This is a genomic window from Embleya sp. NPDC050493 (assembly GCF_044458105.1).
Taxonomy (GTDB): Bacteria; Actinomycetota; Actinomycetes; order Streptomycetales; family Streptomycetaceae; genus Embleya.
The window spans coordinates 1-18,001 of the sequence record NZ_JBITHP010000062.1 but is presented as its reverse complement, the minus strand read 5'-3'; the positions used below and the strand labels follow the sequence as shown (position 1 = coordinate 18,001).

The following is an 18,001-nucleotide window of genomic DNA, read 5'->3' as shown; positions in this document are numbered from 1 at the left end:
TGGGCCGCTTCATCAGCGTCGACCCGATCATGGACCTGACCGACGCGCAACAGATGCACGGCTACACCTACAGCAACAACAACCCGCTGACGTTCTCGGACCCCTCCGGTATGCAGTACTGCGGCAACGTCATGGCGTGCGACCCGGATCCGACCTACTGCGGCAACGTCATGGCTTGCCCAGGTGACGGCGAACAAACGACCACATCGCCGACCGCGCCCGGTGGCACCGCTCACTGCGACAACTACTGCATGGCCCCGCCCAAGAAGCCCGCCTCGCACACGGGACAGGGGAAGGGCAACCAGAACCCCTTGTCGAAGGCCTGGGGTTGGACCAAGAAGAAGACCTCCCAGGCGGTTCACTACACCCAGGACAACTGGAAGAAGGTCGCCCCCATCGTGGTCGGCGGCCTCGCCGAATGGGGCTGCATGGCAGCAGCCACAAGCGCGGGCGCAGCCACCGCCGGCGCGTCCGCGGTGGGCGGGGCCATGCTGTGCGGAGCACTCGGCAACTCCATCTACAGCGCTCTCGACGACCAACTCAACCACGGCGACCGCAGCTCCACCGAATCCTTGGTCAAGATCGCCCAGGACGCGGGCGTGGGTGCCTTGACGGGGGGTGCGGCGCAAGGCGTCATCAACAAGTTCGCGCGCGTCTGCCACAGCTTTGTCCCCGGCACCGGCATCCTCATGGCCGACGGCACTACCAAGGCCATCCAGGACGTGCAGCCGGGCGATGTCGTCCTGGCCACGGACCCCGAAACCGGCGAGTCCAAGCCCCGCACCGTCCTGGCCTCCATCACCACCGAGGACGACAAGGAATTCGCCGACATCACCGTCGAAACCGACGACGGTGACGCCTCCATCATCGCCACCACCAACCACCCTTTCTGGATCCCCGACCTGAAGCAATGGATCGACGCTGGTGACCTGAAGCAGGGGCAGTGGCTCCAGGCCTCAACCGGCGTGTGGGTCCAGGTCGGATCCATTCGGCACTTCCGCGTACAGCAACGCACCCACGACCTCACCACCGATGAGGACCACACATATCATGTGCTGGCGGGCACCACGCCAGTCCTTGTTCACAACTGTGGCGGTCTCATGCCGGGTCATTCCGAGCTGTGCACTTGCAACGGAATCGGTGACGACATCATCCTTAAGGATGTCCCCAAGGCTTACAGTGAAGCCGATGAGGGTGCCGAAAATGTCGTGCGTCGGGACGTTCACGGAGTATTGGCGGCCGGTGACGACGGGATGACCGAATCTGATATTCAGCACCTCGTTACCAGTGCAGATCAAGTCTTTTGGCAGGGAAGTGGAAGCAATCTTGCGCGCGTGTATCTTCGAAGGGCCTCCGATGGCACGTACGATGCTGCCGTTCGCAGATTTGCTGACGGTGGTCCGATCACCAGCTTTCGAAATCTGACAGAATCTTCCCTGCAGGGGCGGTTGAAAAATGGAAGATGGTACGATCCGAATGGATGAGGCGAGTTCTGACCCGACCTGCTGTTTCTGTTTCGATGTGATTCGAAGCGTCGAGGATCCTTTGGCAATGCGCATTAAAGTCGGATTTCTTGTCGGGGAAATCAGGCAAGATCTATATGCGCACTCTGATTGCTTTCGAGCCCGGATGCACAAGAACATCGATTTCTGGTGGGAGTACTGATAGTGCAATGTGAGTGTGTGGTGTGAGTGTGTGGTGTGGTGTGGTGTCGGCGGGGTTGCCGGCAGCGGTTCCGGGTTCGGTTTTCCCTTGTTGAGCTGGGCTTTGTTCGGCTGATTGCGGGTTGGCTGTCACGGGGTGACCGAACCGCTGTCGTGGCTTGCCCAAGAGCGCTGGCACATGCGTGGTGTGGCTGTCGTGGGGATGCGCATTCCTGTGTCGGCCGGCTCGAGGGCGGGGTGTGCTTGCGGGTATGAGCGTGAAGTCGTTTCCGCCGCCGGTGGTTTCGGTCCCGGGTACCTCCCGCACGCCGCCGCCGTCCGCCGTTGCCGCGCAAGCATCGTCCGCCACATCCGTTTCACAAGGCCGTGCTCTGACACGCCGGTTGGTGGTGTCCCGTCTTCTCGCGTTGGACGCGACCGGGTCTTTGGAGACGGTGCACGTGCGGATCGCCGCGGCCGCGGCCTCGGTGGCGCCGCGCACGGTGTGGTGTTGGTTGGCGATCGCCCGCGAGTCGGGCGGAACCCGCCCGGTGGCTCTCCTTCACGCTCACGGACGCGTTGTGGTCGCGTCTGTCGGACCTGGGCCCGAACGTGAAGGCCCTGCACCTGTGGATGCGGGAACACCCGGACCAGGCCCCGCCTTCGCCGGCCACGAACACCCTGCCCTCCTGACGACGCTCTACCGCGCCGTGCAGCAAGAGCAACGCGCGGGTCGTGTCCTGGAGATCTCCCGGCCCGCGCACGCCCGCCGGGACCCGGACCGCTACGACCGCGCCTTGGCCGAACTCGCCCTCCCGGGCACGGTCGACGAGAGCGGCCGGATCACCCTGCCGCCCCCTGCCGAGCAAGCCCCGGCCGCGGCCGCAGCCGTGACCGGCCCCGCCGCGACCCGGCCGCCGTCGCCGTTCGCCAATGGCGCGCGGGGCCTTGGCGGTCGCGCCGGGCGGTACGAGGACGTACGCCACCGACACGCCCTCCGCCCTCCCGCCGCGTCGGGCGGCCTCCGCGAGGTGGCAGGCGCGTCCGACGTGGAGCAGGGCGGTGGTCTTCCCGGCCGCGGCGGGGCCGGTGACGATCAGGGACGGCCGGGCGGTGGTGTGTTGCCGGCGGCCCCGGGCCCGGGAGCATCGGCGTGCGTATGTTCGCCGCGAGGGTGTCGATGGCCGGGGTACGGATGGTCACGAACGCGGAGTGGTGGGCCAGGCGTTCTTCCCGGCCGCGGGGCGGGGCATCGGGTTCGGGTGGCACGGGTGGTGCTGCGGCGACAAAGTCCTGCCAACCCTGCCAGGTGGTCATCGGCCGGGACTGTTCTGTCGTCTGCGCACCGACGCCTCTCGCGTCGTCGCCCGATTGCGCACCGGGGGTCACCATTTCAGGGCCTCCTCGTGTGCGTCGTAGAGCCCGTACCCGGTGTACGGCGGGGCGGGGGAGTCGAGTTCGGTTTCGCAGGGGTCCGGCAGCGGTGACTCGTCGAGGCCGTCGTCGAGTTCGTCGAGGCTGTCCTCGCCCGTCCCGGGGACCACGTCGCCGAGGTCCCGCTCCCGCCCTTCTCGCGCGGAGCGGGCCGGTGGGGGAATCCGGGTGGGTGTGCCGCGGGCGAGGAGGCGTTGCTCGGTGCGGGTGGCCCGTCCGGCGCGGGCTCGGCGCATGAGCTGGTCGAAGGCTTCCGCGAGGTTCGCCTCGTGGACGTCGGCGTCGGTATGGGGGGTGACCGTGGCACGCACGTATTGCCAGGTACGTTCGTCGAACGGGTGGTGGGCGTGGTCGCGGTGGATCCACGGCACCTCGGCGAACTCCCCGTCGGGCAGCCGGATCCACACCTGGCGGCCGTCGTGAGGATTGTGGTGCACCTCCCACCTGCCCTGCCGCGCGGTCACTCCCGAGGACCGTCCCCGACACGCCTCCAGGACCGGATGGTCGTACGTGCGGTGGTCGATGCGGATCCCGCGTTCTCCGACCGCCTGCCACCGCACCGGCAGCAGCTCGAGGTAGTCCTTGCCGGTCAGTGGCACCGGCACGTACCCGCAGGTCGCGACCAGGGCGGCCCACATCCGGTTCGGCGTCAACGCGACCCTCGGCATCACCGGATGCCGCAGCCCTTCGTGGGGGCGGTGGTGCCAGTGCACGAGCCACTCGTCGAGCAGGTCCTGCAACTGGGCGACGCTGAAGCACGCCTCACGCTCGGTGTCTTTGCCGCGTCGGCCGGCGTCGGAGCCGGTGTATCCGGGAAGGTGTCGGCAGAACAGGGAGTTGATCGATCCGAAGGTGCGCTCCACGATGCCCTTGGCCGTCGGCGCGAACGGCGGGGCCGACTGGACACTGATTCCCAACGTCTCACAGGCCGCGGTGAACGCTCCCGACACGAAGACCTTCCCCCGGTCCACGACGATCGTCTCCGGAACCGCGACCGGGCGCGCGGCAGCGCTCTCGAGGCGCTCGCCGGCGACATCAGCCGATCGCGCGAGAGCAGCCGGGTATGCGCGAAGCACAGCGCGTCGGGCCACCCGGGCCGGGCCTGGCGCGGCACCGCCATCTCCGCCAACAACAAAGCGGCGTCCACGGCCCGGGTCCCGCCCGGACACAACACCGCCGCCAGGATCGATCGGGTGGCGACGTCGACGGCGATGGTGAGTTCGGGCCGCCCCACCGTGCCGTCCTCGAACAGAGCCAGGACATCGAGACGGGTCGTGTCGATCTGCACCTGCTCCCCGGGTCGAAGTGCCACCGTCGGGGTCAACCCACGCCCGTCCCGGGTGATCGGGGATTGCGGACGGGATGGCCCGGATGGTCGGCGGGCCGGGCGAGTTCACGGACGAGTCGGTAGAAGGTGGCCTGCGACGGTATCGCCACCGCATCACCGTGCCGGTCCTCGAGGACCCGCGCGACCGACGGCATCAGCGCTTTGACGGTGCCTTTGGAACGCCCTCGCCGCCCGCGGAGAACGTCTTCGATCGCGGCGACGACCCGCTCGTCGGTCCGTCCCACCCCGCCGGCGGCACGCGTGGTGCGGTGGTCGACCAGACCCCACAATCCCTGCCGCCGATACCGGCCGCGCATACGCTGCACCGTCGTCCACGACACCCGCCCGAAACCCAACGCCGTCAACTCCCGGGCCTTGGCCCATTCCCGCTCGGCCGGCGTGAACCGGGCCGGGTCGTACTCCTGCCGCACCACCCCACCGCCGTCGGGCCCGCCGGCACGACCGCACTCCACTTCACGGATGTGCCGCTGCCACGCCAATGCCCTCTCCTGCGCCGCGGCCGGGGCGGTCTCGAACAACCCCCATTGCGGCAGTGTCCGCGGTTGCCCGCCCCCCGATACGGCGAACCCGGGATCGGCGAACAGACACCCGGCGAGTACCACCTCGTCCTCCCCGTCCTCTCCGGCCAGATGGATTCGCGTTCCGGCCAAGCCGACGACCTGGCACCACCCACCGCGAAAACACACCTGCGCGCCGACCGAGGCCATCAGCCCCGGGCGACCCTGGCTGCGCGGATGTCGATACCCGGCCGGCCAGCGCAGGTTCGCCGCCGACACCGGATCCGGCGGCTCCAACCGCCGGTAGACCCAGCCGACCCGCGTACACGCCTCGGCCATCACCGCCGCGGCCTGCAGGGCCCGTTCACCGCCCGCGTCGGTGCGACCGGGGCAGTCGGTCGGCAGCGCGGAACCGTCCGCGTACCGCACGAAGAGCTGTGCCACCCACGAGCGTGCACGCCCGTCCACCGCGTCGCGCCACCACAGCCGCACCGGCCGCCCCGCCAAACCCACCACCCGCGGATCACGGTCCAACACCATCAACCGATCGCGCATCGCGTTCGACCCCGCCGACACGTGCCGCCCCGTGGTCGACGACCACCACAGCCCCGGCCCCACCGCCTCTCCCGATCACGGTCGGGGGTTCCCGGGTTCCCGGGTTCTCGGGCGATGGCGGCGAGAGCGTTGCGTCGGGGGCGAACCGCCGGTGTACGGATGCGTGAGGTTCGCAAGCTTGCGTGAAGCCGCCTCCGGGATGCCGGGTGGCGCCCTCGGCCGAAACCCGCAAGCACCAAATGATAGGAGCCAGGTATCATTACCTCATGCTGTATGCGACTCCCCACCTCGAGCCCGTCGACCAACAGGTCCTGGAACAGGTCGACACCATGCGTGATCAGCTGCGCCACGCCGTCCAGCAGGCCCCCATGAAATGGACCCTCGACCTGCGCAAGGCCCTGACGGCCAGCGCCATCGCGGCGTCGAACACGATCGAGGGCTACCGGGTCGACGCCAAGGACGTCGCGGACCTGATGGACGGGGAACGCGACGTCGAGGCCAGTGACGAGAACAAGGCGGAGACGCTGGCCTACCAGCAGGCCATGACGTACATCCAGTCGCTGCACGACGTCGCCGACTTCCGCTACGGCAAGGAACTGCTGAACGCGCTCCACTGGATGTTGCAGGGGCATCATCATCCGCTGAAGACGGCGGGGCAGTGGCGAAAGACCGCCATCCGGATCACGGCCCCCGGCGACGAACTGGCGACGGACTACGAGGGGCCGGATCAGGAACTGGTCCCCGGCCTGATGGGCGAACTCGTCGACTGGCTGAACGAGGGCGACCTTGACGACCACGTCCTCATCCGGGCCGCGATGGCGCACCTCAACCTGGTGAAGATCCATCCGTGGTCGGACGGCAACGGGCGGATGTCCCGCTCCCTGCAGACCCTGCTGATCGCCCGCGGCGGCGTCCTGGCCCCCGAATTCTCCTCGATCGAGGAGTGGCTGGGAATGCCGGGCAACACCTGGGACTACTACAAGGTGCTCCGCGAGGTCGGCGGCCCCGTCTGGTCGCCCGAGCGCGACACCCTGCCGTGGATCAAGTTCAACCTCCTCGCCTACCACCAGCAGGCCCAGCGAGTACAGCACCGTGTCCGCCGCTCCAACGAATGCTGGATGCAGCTCATGGAGGCCGCCGAAGCCGACGGCATCACCGAACGCCAGGTCACAGCCCTCCACGAAGTCGCCATGGTCGGCCGAGTGCGGCGCTCCCGCTACGAACGGGCCGAAGCGATCAACACCCAACAGGCCACACGCGACCTTCAAGCACTGACGAAGGCAGGGGTACTCACCGCCGTGGGACAGACCAAGGGCCGCCACTACGTCGCCGGCCCCCGCTTCCCGCAGAACGTACTGGAGATCGCCAAACGACCCCACCACATCGTCGACCCGTACACCGAGTGACATGCAGGAGGATGCGCGCAGCCAGGGAAGGCACCGGCCGACACCGGCTGCCGCAGCCGGCAGGTCGAACAGCCCTGTGTCCTCGGCGGCTCCGACGGGCCGTCGAAATACCCACCCCCACCCGGGTTGCCTCGTGCGTACCACCCCGGCCGCGTCCGCGGTGCTGCCGGTCTGCGCCCCGCGCAGCTGCACCAGCTATTCCTCCGCGCCATCCACGAGTTCGGTGATCAGCATGCGCTCCTCCGCCGGCACCCGCCCCAGCGTCCCCGAACCGCCCGCCTTCCGCTCCCTGCCCAGCGACCGCAGCAAGCGCGGCCGTGGTCGCCGGCCACCCCACCCGCGCGTCCATCCCGACCGCGCTGCGCGCCGCAGTACTGCGCCGTGACCCGTACGGCCCGGCCGGGGAATACCCGAGAACCTGCGCATCGACCCCGGCAAGGACTTCCTGTCGACCACAGTCACCACCGCCCTGGGCGCGCTCGGCGTCACCACCCGCGCGCTCCCGCCCTACAGCCCTCACCTCAAGGGCACCGTCGAAAACCTCAACGGCCGTCGACCGCATGCTCTTCGCCGCACTGCCCGGCTACACACCCACACCCCAGCCCCGCCGCCGTGATCGGCTCCCCGCTCAACGAACCGCACCGGGTGCGCTGGTTGTCCACCCACTTGCCCAACCGCCCCTCGACCGCTGCACCCGCCCCTCGACCGCCGCGCCGCCACCGGTCCGACGCGCGGCCCCGTCGGTGGTCTCCGCCGCGCCGCGCGCACGGTCTCCACATGCACACGCGGCACGTCCAGATGCCTCTCCCGTTCCCGGTAGGCCACAGCTGCCGTGAACGCGCTCTCCCAAGCGCCTCTGCCGCGCCATGCCCCTGCCCCGCCGACACCTGCCGTCGCCCCGGCCCCACCACCGGCCGCCGCGCCGTCACCGCCGCCCGCCGGGCCGACGACCACGGCCTTCCCAGCACCGATGGCCTCCGCCGCGCCACCGGGACCCGTGTCGCCGCCCGCCGCGCCGCGACCGCCCGCCGCTGCGCCGTCGTCGTCATCGGGCCGGATGCCGAACTCGTCGATTTGCCGCCTGTGTCCGGGCTCCAGCCTGGCCCTCACGCCTGCCCGCCGGTGCCTCCGCCCCACCACCGCCCCGCCGCGGCCGGGCCGTCGACCGCCTCGTCCCGAAGCTCGGCAAGCTTCGAGTCTTCGGCGAGCACCCGACGCGACGCCGGAGCCGGGGCCGGTCTACCTGGGCGAACGTGTTGGCGTCGCATCGCCCCTCGCCGAGCGCACGGCCGACCCCACCGGCCCGCACGACCTCTTCAGCCACGTGTCCGGGCGGAGCGTTCCCCCTGGGCAACGCTGTTCCCAGTGCTCGTCAAAATCGCGCTCGCGACGACATCGAAGAGATGATCGGCGCGTGGCGCAAGCGAGGGTTGGTCGCCGAGCCAAGCAAGCATGGCGATCAGCGCAAACACGTCGTCGCCATCGATATCGCTCCGCGCCGTGCCCGCGGCCTGGGCACGTGCGAGGAGCCGCGCACCGGCCGCGCGGAGCGTGACGCACGAAGCGTGGAGTGCGGATTCGGAGTCCGCGATGGCGGCTGCCATCGGCACGGTCACGCCCCGAAACTCGGTTGTCCACGCCACGCAGTCGCGGACCCACGAAACGAGAGCGTCCTCGGGCGGGTTCGACCCCTCGGCAAGCTCGCCCGCCTTTGCCGTCAGTTCGTCGAAGCTCGTGCGGAGCAGAGCCTCGAGCAGCGCTTCGCGCGTCGGGAAGTGCCGCAGCAGCGTCGCGAGCCCGACATCGGCCCTGCGCGCGATGTCGCGCATCGACACGTCGATGCCTTGCTCGGTGATGGCGGTGCCCGCTACTGCGAGCAGGTGGTCGCGGTTCTTCCTGGCGTCGGCCCGCATTGCTCCCCTTGACTATCCGGATCAGTGGTCCATATATTCGGATCAGTGACCCACTTATATGGACCACTGATCCGAATAAGCGTATCCCGTGGCGCGTGAACAGGAGGAAACGATGCCGACAGGCACGATGAGGGCGATCCGGCTCCACGAGCACGGCGGCCCCGAGGTTCTGCGTGACGACGAGGTGCCGATCCCTGCGCCAGAGCCGGGTGAGGTACTCGTCCGTGTGCACGCGGTCGGCATCAATCCCCCCGACTGGTACCTGCGCGACGGCATGTCCAACCTGCCTCCGAAGACGAGGCCGAAGTTCGACTTGCCCGTGATTCCGGGAACGGACCTGTCCGGCGTCGTCGAGGCCGTCGCCGCCGATGTGGACGGATTCTCCGTCGGCGACGAAGTCTTCGGCCTCCTTCGCTTCCCCGGCTTCGGTGGCCGCACATATGCCCAGTACGTGACCGCGCCTGCCGCGGACCTCGCACTCAAACCGGCCGGCATCGATCACGTACACGCCGCCGGGGTCCCCATGGCCGGGCTCACCGCATGGCAATTCCTGATCGAGCTCGGACACGATCACCCGTCGCCCTTCCAAGCGGCGAAGCATCGCCCGGTGCCACTCGACACCAACGTGACGGTGCTCGTCAACGGCGCCGCGGGTGGGGTGGGGCACTTCGCGCTACAGCTGGCGAAATGGAAGGGCGCACGCGTCATCGCGGTGGCATCGGGCGCGCACGAATCGTTCCTGAGGGAACTGGGCGCCGACGAGTTCATCGACTACACCAGGAACCGCCCCGAGGAACTCGTACACGACATCGACCTCGTTCTCGACGCCGTCGGCGGCCCCGACAGCAGGCGCTTCCTGCGTACGCTCAAGCGCGGCGGCTCCCAATTTCCCGTATTCTTCGGCGAATTCGACGAGGAAGAGACCACCAGGCTGGGCGTCACGGTCACAGGCACCCAGGTTCGCTCGAACGGCACGCAACTCGCCCAGCTGGCACGCCTGCTCGACGCGGGCACGATCCGCGTCGCGATCGACAGCACGTTTGCCCTCGCCGATGCCCGAGCAGCGCACGAACGTGCCGCCCGAGGGCACATCCAGGGCAAGATCGTACTCATGGTCCCCTAAGGGGGCGCGCTTATCGGATTACATGCCGATGCCCGACAGCGATACGGTCCAAGATCCCGCTGCTCCTACACGACCGTGGACTGGATGAATGACCACCAAGATTGTTCTCAGGCATGGAGTTCCGAGGCGGACTGTCCTCGGTTCCTTCGGTGTGATTTACGTGGATGCGCGTCCCGACCATCCCCTCACGGTCCGTCTAGGGGTCTACGACGGCGAGGAGCGCCGATACACCCTGGAACCAGGTGACACCTTTGCCGTCCAGGATGAGCTCTGGGTACTCGACCGCGTGGAGGACCCCGGCGGCGACTGGCGAGTCTTCATACGCAAGGTCGAGCAGCCATCCGAGGTAGCGCAGCGACCATGATCGCGTAACCACCGCCAAACGCCGGCCTGCGAGAAGCCCACGTTCCAGAGGTCCGCCGCAGATCAGGGCACTGAAGCACACACGGCGCCAAAGCCCTCCGGAGTCACATGTGCAGTAGCTACGGAGCGCAGACACGGGGCTCCGCCCCGAACCCCGACCCTCTCTCGGAGGGGTGGGCAGGGCACGAACGCTGCGGTTCGTGGGTGGTCTTGGGGTCCGGGGGTTCCCTCCTCGATCGGGCACCGGAGGCGTACCCGGAACCCCGGAGGGGCGCAACGGCCGAGCGCGAGCGTCACGGTGTGAGCCGTTGCACCTCTCCGGGAACCCGGGTCCGTGCAGGCATGCCCGATCGAGGAGGGAACCCCCGGACCGACCACCCACTCGGCCGGGACGGGCGGCGATCGGGCGGGCCTCCTTGGCGAAGCTGGACGAACTGCCGAGGAAACTGCGCGCGAATCCGCTGAGGTTCGACGCCCCCAGTCGATGAAGGTGCCCGACGTCTTTCCCAGCGGCGTGGCGATGAATCGGCTCTCGTTCACCGCCCTCGGCGAGTTCTACTACCGCACCACGCCCCCGGCGCGGATGCGGCCGAGTGCAGAACCTGACGGCCTTCCACCACCCGCTCGACCTGTTCGGCGAGTGGAACCGGGCCTACGGCGCGAAGGGTTGCAGTACCGGTTCATCGTCCCCTTCGGCGAGGAGGCGAAGTTCTGCGACCTGATCCGGCACATCGCCGGGTCCGGGCAGTACTCCGTGCTCAACGTCCTCAAGCGTTTCGGCGCCGGCAACCGCGACCCGTTGTCGTTTCCCGCCCCCGGCTGGACCATCGCGGTCGACTTCCCCGTCAAAGCCGGCCTGGGGCGGTTGTGCGACGAACTCGACGAGGGGGTATTGGACATGGGCGTCGACTGAATCTCGCCAAGGAATCCCGGGCCGCTCCGGAGACCATCCATCGGATGTATCCCCGCCTGGAGGAATGGCGCAAGGTCCGTCGATCCGTGGCCCCGGAGGGCGTCTTCGTCTCCGACATGAGCCGGCGCCTCGAACTCTGGGGCCGCTCTGTGCTGTGCGGGGCGGGCGCCGAGCGCACCTCGTACGTGCTTCCGCGCCGGCCTCCAGAGTCCTGACCTGGCAGCATGCGCCACGTCTGGAGGCATCGCAAGTCCCGGCGTGCTGCGCTTGTTCCACCTGCTGTGGGACACCGCGACCGACGAGGACCTGCTCCACGCCGACACGACACACGCGCGGGGGAACTTCCGCACCTGGGCGAAGATCACCTCCCACGCCGCCCGAAGCCGCAGCCCCGACACGACCATGGATCGCGCGCTGTTGACCTCCGCCTGCTCCCGCCTCGGCCCCAACCCTGACACTTTGCCGATCCACCGCTGACCCATCGCCGATCCACCGCTCCCACGGGCGGGAACGACCTCGATGAACACCACCCCCGACGACACCGCCCGAGAGCCTTCGACACCCCCCGCCGAACTCGCCCTCGACACCGTGTCGTCGACCGCTCTGCGAGTCCCGGCCGCCCGCCATCTGCTCGCGCGCTGCGCGCCGAGCGCCGCCTCACCCGCGCCCACGTCCACACCACCGCGCAGTGCCTGAACGTCTCCGACCGCACGGTGTGGCGCCGGCCGGCCGATGCCACCACGACACCCGAAACCGCCGCCTCCCCGGGCGCCCGCCGCGGCGACCGGTTCGAGATCGCCCCTCAGATCCGCGGGTACTGCCGACCTCCTGGCACGGCAACGCCTCCGCGGTCCACCGCGAGTTCCTCGCCCGCGCCCGCGCGGCCACCAAGACGGGGACGCCGGCCGGCGACCCGCCTCACCCGCCCCACCACCGCCCCGGCCGAGCGGCACACCGCTTCCGGGCGGCGCACCGCCCGCCGCCGTGCCGCGGCCGGATCCACTCCCGTCACTGTCGACGTTCCTGCGCGCGATCCGCCGGGACCCGACCGCGGGGGAGCGGGCCGGCCACCGCAACGGCCCCGAAGCCGCCCGCGCTCTGGACGTGTTCCCAAGCGCCCCGGACCTGGCGCAACCACGTCCGGCAGGCCGACCACCTCCAGGCCCCGCTGCGTGGGGACGTCGACGGCGACCTCGTCCACCCGTACATCATCCGGTTCATCGACTGCGCGACGAAAGCGATCACCGGCGTCGCCGTCACACCCGGCCACCCCACACGCGCCTCGGCCCCGGCCGCGCCGCGCTCCGCGATCATGCGCACCGACCCCTACGGGCCCTTCGGCGGCCTGCCCGAACACGTGCGGTTCGACCGCGGCGGGCACGCACCGCCGAGCCCCGTCCCACCGCCGGCAGCGTGCGCAGGTACCGTCGCGGGGTGAAAGACGACGAGAGCGGCCAGGTGTCCGCGGCCGATCTGCTGCTCGAGTACACCGACGCGGCGACAGCCGCGCGGGCCCGCTTCCGTCTCGGGCTGTCGGCCGTCGCCTCCGACGTCGAAACCGGCGTCCACGACGCCCCGGTCGGCGCCGCGGCGCGCGGCACGCAATCGCCGCCGGACGGCGTGGCCGGCCCGGACCCAGGCACCCCGTGGGCGGAATGGCTGCGGAACCCCAAGACCCGCGTGGACAGCGCGGCACTCGACGGACACTCCCGCGGTGACTGGGACCTGGTCGCAGCCGAACACCTGCGCGCGCCATACCGCGACGAGATCGCCCGCCTGCTGGTCGTCCACCCCGACTGCCCGACGGACGCCGCCCTCGTCCTGGCCGCCGAGTCGCCGTTCAGCGTCACGGCGCGCCAGGGCACCGCGTTCAGCGCCGCGCTGGACCGACGCGTTCTGACCGCCCGTCGACTCGCCTTCGAGGGCAGACCCGCGTGGCGCGCGCTCACCACCGTGGCACGGCACGCGCGCGCCGTGTACGCCGAGCCCCGCATCGCACCACTCGACCGCGTCGTGGACGAAGCGGCCCGCATGCTCCCGGGCCCCGATCCGGCCGCGTGGGCGTGGCTGGTGCGCCACGCGCCGGACTACCCGGGGACGTTCACCCAGTTGTGCGCGGACGCCGCCAGAACCGCCGGCCCCGACCGGGCCACCGCCGAGGCGCCCCTCGTATGGTCCGACCCGCCGGACCCCGACACCTCCCACGTCACATCGCAGCGTTGGGGTCACATGTCCCCACTCGGACTGCTGGGCCGGCTCCCGCCGGGGGACGCCGCCGCCGTGCTCGCGATGCTGCCCTCCGACGTCTGCGACGAGTTCAGGCGGGCCAACGAGCCGCTTGCCGGCCACGTCGTCCTCGCGCTGATGCGGAACCCGGAGATCGACGCGCGCGCCCTCGTCGGCCACCTGATCCCCGACCAGGAGACGGTGGGCGTGCTGCTCGCCAGGCACGACCGGCACATCAACGCCGCGCTGCTGGCCGAGTCGTCGGACGCCGCGACCCTGTACGCGGCTTTCGCCGCGACTCGCCGCGACGCGTCGCCCCGCGTGCGGCTGACGATACACGCGCGCAGTTGGCTGAACGGGCCGTACGACGGCTGCCTGGAGGCGGTGCACGGCCATCACACCGCGTTGCTGCGCACGGTGCTGCGCCGCCGCGCCGACGACCTGGGCCCGGCGGGCGTGCTGCGGGGGCTGCTCAGCCTGTGGGAGGCGCAGGGCCGGGGGGCGCTGCTCGACCCCCGGCTGCGGTCGCTGCTGCGCAGCACGTCCGCCACGCGGCAGGCCCTGCGCTGGGCCCTCAACGCACCCGACGGCCTGGCCCGATTGCGCGCCGAAACCCTGCGCCGCGAGCAGCCGGACGAACTCGTCGCCGCCATCCGTGAACGGCCCGCCCGCGCGGCGCGACACGTGCCGGACTCGTTCTGGCCCGCGGCCATGGCGGCCCACGAGCACGACCCGCTGCCCCGCGCGGCGCTGGTGCTCCTCGCCCGGCATCGGTCGTGTCCCGCCGAACTGCTCCGTCGGGCCGCGGACGCGGACGACCGGCTGGCCGTCGAACTGGCCGCCGGCTCGCGCGAGCACGCGCTCGCGGCACTCGCCGGGCCACTCCCGCCCACGTCGCGGCAGGCTCGCCTCGGACTCGCCTGGTTCGGCAACGCCCTCGCCGACGAAGTGCTCTCGGTCGGGGAGTTCGTCGAACTCGGCCACCCGGCGGTGCGGTTGCTGGAAGCACTGGCGGACCTGTCCGGCGTCTTCCCCGACGGCCACGCCGAAGCCTCGGCCATGATCGCCGAGCACGCGCGGGCGACGATCGCCGGCGACCCGCAGGCGTGGGCGGTGGCCGCGATGCTGCTGCCGGACTTCAGCGGGACAGTGCCGGAACTGCTCGCGACAGCAGCGGCGGCGGCCGGGTCCACGTGACCAGCGGCTCCCGGCGCTCGTGGCCCCGACGGCGACGGAACCTCACCGGAGGAACCCCCGGCGCCGGTGGCCGATGCCGTGTTCACCCGACACGCGCGGGCGGGGCCGACCGCGACCCGATCCCGTCACCGGAGGAACCACCCGGCGCCGGTGGCCGATGCCGCGTTCAGCCAACACCCCGGCGAACACCTCTCCGCCGGGCCTTCAGCCGCCTCGGCTCCGGCAGCCGGACCAACCCACCGCCCGCGCGACACTCTCGTGGCTCTGCGGCGACCCCCTCGGCCTTCACCAGGCCACGAATCGCCCCGAACACCGCCCCCCAAGGCACCGCCTCCACGTCCCCGCACGCCCCGCGCCGCCCATGTCGTCCCGACGAGACCGCAGGCGAAAAACCATACGCCGACGATCGTTCCGATGGCCCCACCCCGAACTGTGCCGAGGCGCGGTGGTTGTCACATCGGCACGGTTGTCGTCACCAGGGTCGCCGACGCGCGGATTGCTACTCGACCGAACACGTCTCCGGCAGCTTGGTGCCCGCGGCGGCCGTCCGCCGAGGTTCGACCCGGAGGATTACAAAGCCCGCCACGCGGTCGAGTGCGCCATTGATCGCCTCAAAAGGCACCGAGCCGTGGCCACAAGGTACGACAAGCTCGCGGTCCGCTACGAGGCGACCGTTCTTGTCGCGGCCATCAACGAGTGGCTGTGATCGGCACGTTCGATCCACGCCCTAGGTGGGGGGTGCCTCTATGTGTTTCGTCAAGCGAGGCGTGGGGTTCTGGGTTCGTAGAAGGTGCCGTCGCGGAGTAGGGCGAAACACCGAGCACGACATCACCGCCTCCGTGCCCGACCGCTCCACCCGCTATGAGTACATCGGCGGCGCCGCCTGGCACCGCGACGACTCCGAACTGACCGAGGACAAGGAAGCGTCCAAGCCCAAGTCCAAGGACCGGCGGACCTGGAACCAGTACCGTGGCTACGGCCAGGTGATCACCCGCGCGGGTGTCGCCCCCGACCCGGTCACCCAGTCCGCCACGTTCTACCTGCGGGGCATGGACGGCGACGTGAAGAAGGACGGCACCAAACGCGCCGTCACCCTCACCGACTCCACCGACCAGACCCTCGTCGACGCCGACCACCACGCCGGATTCGCCTACGAGACCCAGACGTTCACCGGCGACGGCGGCACCATCGCCGCCAAGTCCCTGAACACCCCGTACGCCTCCGCGGTCACCGCCACCCACACCCGCGCCCGCGGCCTGCCCGCCCTCACCGCCCGCCGGCACCGCCACGGAGAAGACCCGCAGCCGCAACCTCCTCGCCGACGGCACATGGCGCGAGACCTCCAAGACCACCACGTTCGAAACCGAACACGGCCTCCCCGTCGCGGTGTCGGACCGGGCCGACGGCCTGCCCGAGTACTGCACCAAGACCACCTACGCGCACAACACCACCGCGTGGATCATCGGCAAACCCACCGAAACAGTCTCGACCCTCGCCGCCCCCGGTGCCACACCCGGAGCCTGTGAGACACCGCGCACCAAGGACAGCGTCTACGCCTGGGCCCGCACCCTCTACGACAACAAGCCCCTCGGCGAGGTCGGCACGGTCGGCGACGTCACCTCCACCGAGGCCGTCAACGAGTACAAGCCCGACGGCACCCCGAACTGGATCGTCACCGGCAAATCCGAGTTCGACGCCTACGGACGCATCACCAAGGCCACCGACGCCGAGAACAAGGCCACCACCGCATACACGCCGACTGCGGGTGTCCTGCCGACCACGGTCACGAATACCGGCCCCACCGGCTGGACCTCCTCCACCACGTACGCCGGGGCCCGCAACCTCACGGTCAAGGCCGTCGACGTCAACGGCCTGGTGGTCGAGCAGGAGTACGACACCCTCGGCCGCCTGATCGCGGTGTGGAAGCCGGGCCGCACCAAGACGGACAACGCGGACCTGCAATTCGCCTACGCCCCCAGCAAGACCGGCCCCTCGGTGGTCACCACGCGGACCCTGCGCTGGAACAACACCTACGCGGTCTCGCACCAAATCCTGAACAGCTTCCTCCAGGAACGCCAGACACAGTCGACCGCCGCCAACGGCCAGACACGCATGCGGCTGATCACCGACACCTTCCACGACACCCTGGGCCGGCCGATCAAGACGAACCAGCCCTACCTGAACAAGGGTTCCGACCCGCGCACCACCCTGTTCGTCGGCAACGACAACGAAGTCCCGGGCCAGAACGCCGTCGTCTACGACGGCCAGGGCCGCACCACCGCCCAGGTGTTCTCCTCCAAGGCCATCGAACAATGGCGCACCACCACCTACGCCGGCGCCGACGAGACCCGCGTCACCCCGCCGCCGGGCGGAGTCGCGAGCGTGTCAATCTCCGACGCCCGCGGCAAACCGAAGGAACTGCGCGAGTACAACGGCGGAGCCCCCACCGGCGACTACTCGAAGATCACCTACGAGTACACCCCGCGCGAGGAACTCCAGAAGGTCACCGACGCAGGCGGCAACACCTGGACGTACACCTACGACTTCCTCGGCCGCAAGACCCACACCGTCGACCCCGACAAGGGCCCCTCCCACACCCGCTACGACCTCGTCGGCCGCGTGATCGGCACCACCGACGCCCGCGACCAGACGCTCGCGTACACCTACGAAGCGCTCGGCCGCAAGACCGCCACCTACAAGGACACGGTCGCCGACGCGAACCTGCTCTCGGAGTGGATCTACGACCGCTACGCCAGGGGCCAGGCGGACGGCTCCTCCCGCTACGTCGGCGGCAAGGCCGGCGCGAAGTACACCAGCGAGATCACCGGGCTTCGAACCCGGCACCTACCGTCCCACCGGCACCCGCGTGACCATCCCCGCGGCCGAGGGCAAACTCGCCGGCACCTACGAAACGGCCACCACCTACGAGCCGGTCCTGGGCCTGCCCCTCACCAACAGGCTGCCCGCCCACGGCGGACTGCCCGCCGAGACCCTCGGCCAGGCCTATAACGTCGCCGGACAACCGACCGGACTCGGCGGCGCGGCCGACTACATGAACTGGGCCGACTACGACCCCTTCGGCCGCAACATCCGCACCACCCTCGGCGACAGCCCCCTCCAAGCCACGTTCACCAGCGTCTTCGACCCCGCCACCGGCCGCCTCCTGTCCACGAACTGGGACAAGGAGACCGGCACCACCGCGAGCGTGGATGCCACGTCCTACACGTACAAGCCGTCCGGCGATGTCACCTCGATCAAGACCGTCCGGGACGGCACTTCGACGGACATTCAGTGCTTCGCCTACGACGGCCGGCGTCGCCTGAAGGAAGCCTGGACCGACACGGCCGGTACCACCACGCTTCCCGCGCCCAGCGTCCCCGGCA

13 protein-coding genes and 4 pseudogenes are annotated in these 18,001 nt (G+C 69.9%); 13 read left to right on the top strand and 4 right to left on the bottom strand.

The features are described 5' to 3' along the window. Nucleotides 1–1,484, top strand: a 1,484-nt coding sequence (locus ACIBM5_RS46740) for a polymorphic toxin-type HINT domain-containing protein (protein ID WP_396012802.1), incomplete at its 5' end; no start/stop codon positions are given. A 1,106-nt stretch (nucleotides 1,485–2,590) separates the two neighbouring features. On the opposite strand, the pseudogene ACIBM5_RS46735 reads toward ACIBM5_RS46740, so the two are convergent. The 3 genes and pseudogenes from ACIBM5_RS46735 to ACIBM5_RS46725 form a co-directional block, all read right to left on the bottom strand. Continuing rightward, nucleotides 2,591–2,960, bottom strand: a pseudogene (locus tag ACIBM5_RS46735) (ATP/GTP-binding protein); the annotation flags it as partial. Between the two features lie 68 nt (nucleotides 2,961–3,028). Beyond that, on the bottom strand, nucleotides 3,029–4,048 hold the full coding sequence (locus tag ACIBM5_RS46730; protein ID WP_396012801.1) for a hypothetical protein: 1,020 nt from the start codon (nucleotides 4,046–4,048) through the stop codon (nucleotides 3,029–3,031). Between the two features lie 349 nt (nucleotides 4,049–4,397). Beyond that, nucleotides 4,398–5,498, bottom strand: coding sequence for a TnsA-like heteromeric transposase endonuclease subunit (locus ACIBM5_RS46725; RefSeq protein ID WP_396012800.1), 1,101 nt, complete (start codon nucleotides 5,496–5,498; stop codon nucleotides 4,398–4,400). Nucleotides 5,499–5,743: 245 nt separating this feature from the next. Between ACIBM5_RS46725 and ACIBM5_RS46720 the strand changes: the two genes are divergently transcribed. Further along, nucleotides 5,744–6,883, top strand: a complete 1,140-nt coding sequence (locus ACIBM5_RS46720; protein WP_396012799.1) for a Fic family protein — start codon at nucleotides 5,744–5,746, stop codon at nucleotides 6,881–6,883. A 1,316-nt stretch (nucleotides 6,884–8,199) separates the two neighbouring features. Here the strand turns inward: ACIBM5_RS46720 and ACIBM5_RS46715 are convergent. After that, the gene (locus ACIBM5_RS46715) at nucleotides 8,200–8,796 is read right to left on the bottom strand and encodes a TetR/AcrR family transcriptional regulator (protein ID WP_396012798.1); all 597 of its coding nucleotides are present in this window, start codon (nucleotides 8,794–8,796) and stop codon (nucleotides 8,200–8,202) included. 112 nt (nucleotides 8,797–8,908) lie between these two features. Between ACIBM5_RS46715 and ACIBM5_RS46710 the strand changes: the two genes are divergently transcribed. The 11 genes and pseudogenes from ACIBM5_RS46710 to ACIBM5_RS46660 form a co-directional block, all read left to right on the top strand. Beyond that, nucleotides 8,909–9,919 carry an NADP-dependent oxidoreductase gene (locus ACIBM5_RS46710; RefSeq protein WP_396012803.1) on the top strand — a complete coding sequence of 337 codons (1,011 nt, stop codon included), beginning with the start codon at nucleotides 8,909–8,911 and terminating at the stop codon, nucleotides 9,917–9,919. A gap of 88 nt (nucleotides 9,920–10,007) precedes the next feature. Continuing rightward, entirely contained in the window at nucleotides 10,008–10,283 is a 276-nt protein-coding gene (locus tag ACIBM5_RS46705) for a DUF6406 domain-containing protein (RefSeq protein ID WP_396012797.1), read from the top strand. 483 nt (nucleotides 10,284–10,766) lie between these two features. Next, nucleotides 10,767–11,195, top strand: a complete 429-nt coding sequence (locus tag ACIBM5_RS46700; protein ID WP_396012804.1) for a hypothetical protein — start codon at nucleotides 10,767–10,769, stop codon at nucleotides 11,193–11,195. Then, nucleotides 11,150–11,410 (top strand): D-arabinono-1,4-lactone oxidase, encoded by a 261-nt coding sequence (locus tag ACIBM5_RS46695; RefSeq protein ID WP_396012796.1) that lies wholly within the window; start codon nucleotides 11,150–11,152, stop codon nucleotides 11,408–11,410. Before ACIBM5_RS46700 ends, ACIBM5_RS46695 begins: the two co-directional genes overlap by 46 nt. Nucleotides 11,411–11,453: 43 nt before the next feature. Then, on the top strand, nucleotides 11,454–11,672 hold the full coding sequence (locus ACIBM5_RS46690; protein WP_396012795.1) for a hypothetical protein: 219 nt from the start codon (nucleotides 11,454–11,456) through the stop codon (nucleotides 11,670–11,672). Nucleotides 11,673–11,714: 42 nt separating this feature from the next. Then, a complete protein-coding gene (locus tag ACIBM5_RS46685) occupies nucleotides 11,715–11,891 on the top strand; it encodes a hypothetical protein (RefSeq protein WP_396012794.1) in 177 nt (58 codons plus the stop codon). Between the two features lie 738 nt (nucleotides 11,892–12,629). Beyond that, nucleotides 12,630–14,618 carry a hypothetical protein gene (locus ACIBM5_RS46680; protein WP_396012793.1) on the top strand — a complete coding sequence of 663 codons (1,989 nt, stop codon included), beginning with the start codon at nucleotides 12,630–12,632 and terminating at the stop codon, nucleotides 14,616–14,618. A 514-nt stretch (nucleotides 14,619–15,132) separates the two neighbouring features. Further along, nucleotides 15,133–15,324 (top strand): annotated as a pseudogene (locus ACIBM5_RS46675) (IS5/IS1182 family transposase); the annotation flags it as partial. Between the two features lie 133 nt (nucleotides 15,325–15,457). Beyond that, nucleotides 15,458–16,144, top strand: coding sequence for a hypothetical protein (locus ACIBM5_RS46670; RefSeq protein WP_396012792.1), 687 nt, complete (start codon nucleotides 15,458–15,460; stop codon nucleotides 16,142–16,144). 586 nt (nucleotides 16,145–16,730) lie between these two features. Continuing rightward, a pseudogene (locus tag ACIBM5_RS46665) lies at nucleotides 16,731–17,297 on the top strand (hypothetical protein); the annotation flags it as partial. A gap of 187 nt (nucleotides 17,298–17,484) precedes the next feature. Further along, nucleotides 17,485–18,001: pseudogene (locus ACIBM5_RS46660) on the top strand (hypothetical protein); the annotation flags it as partial.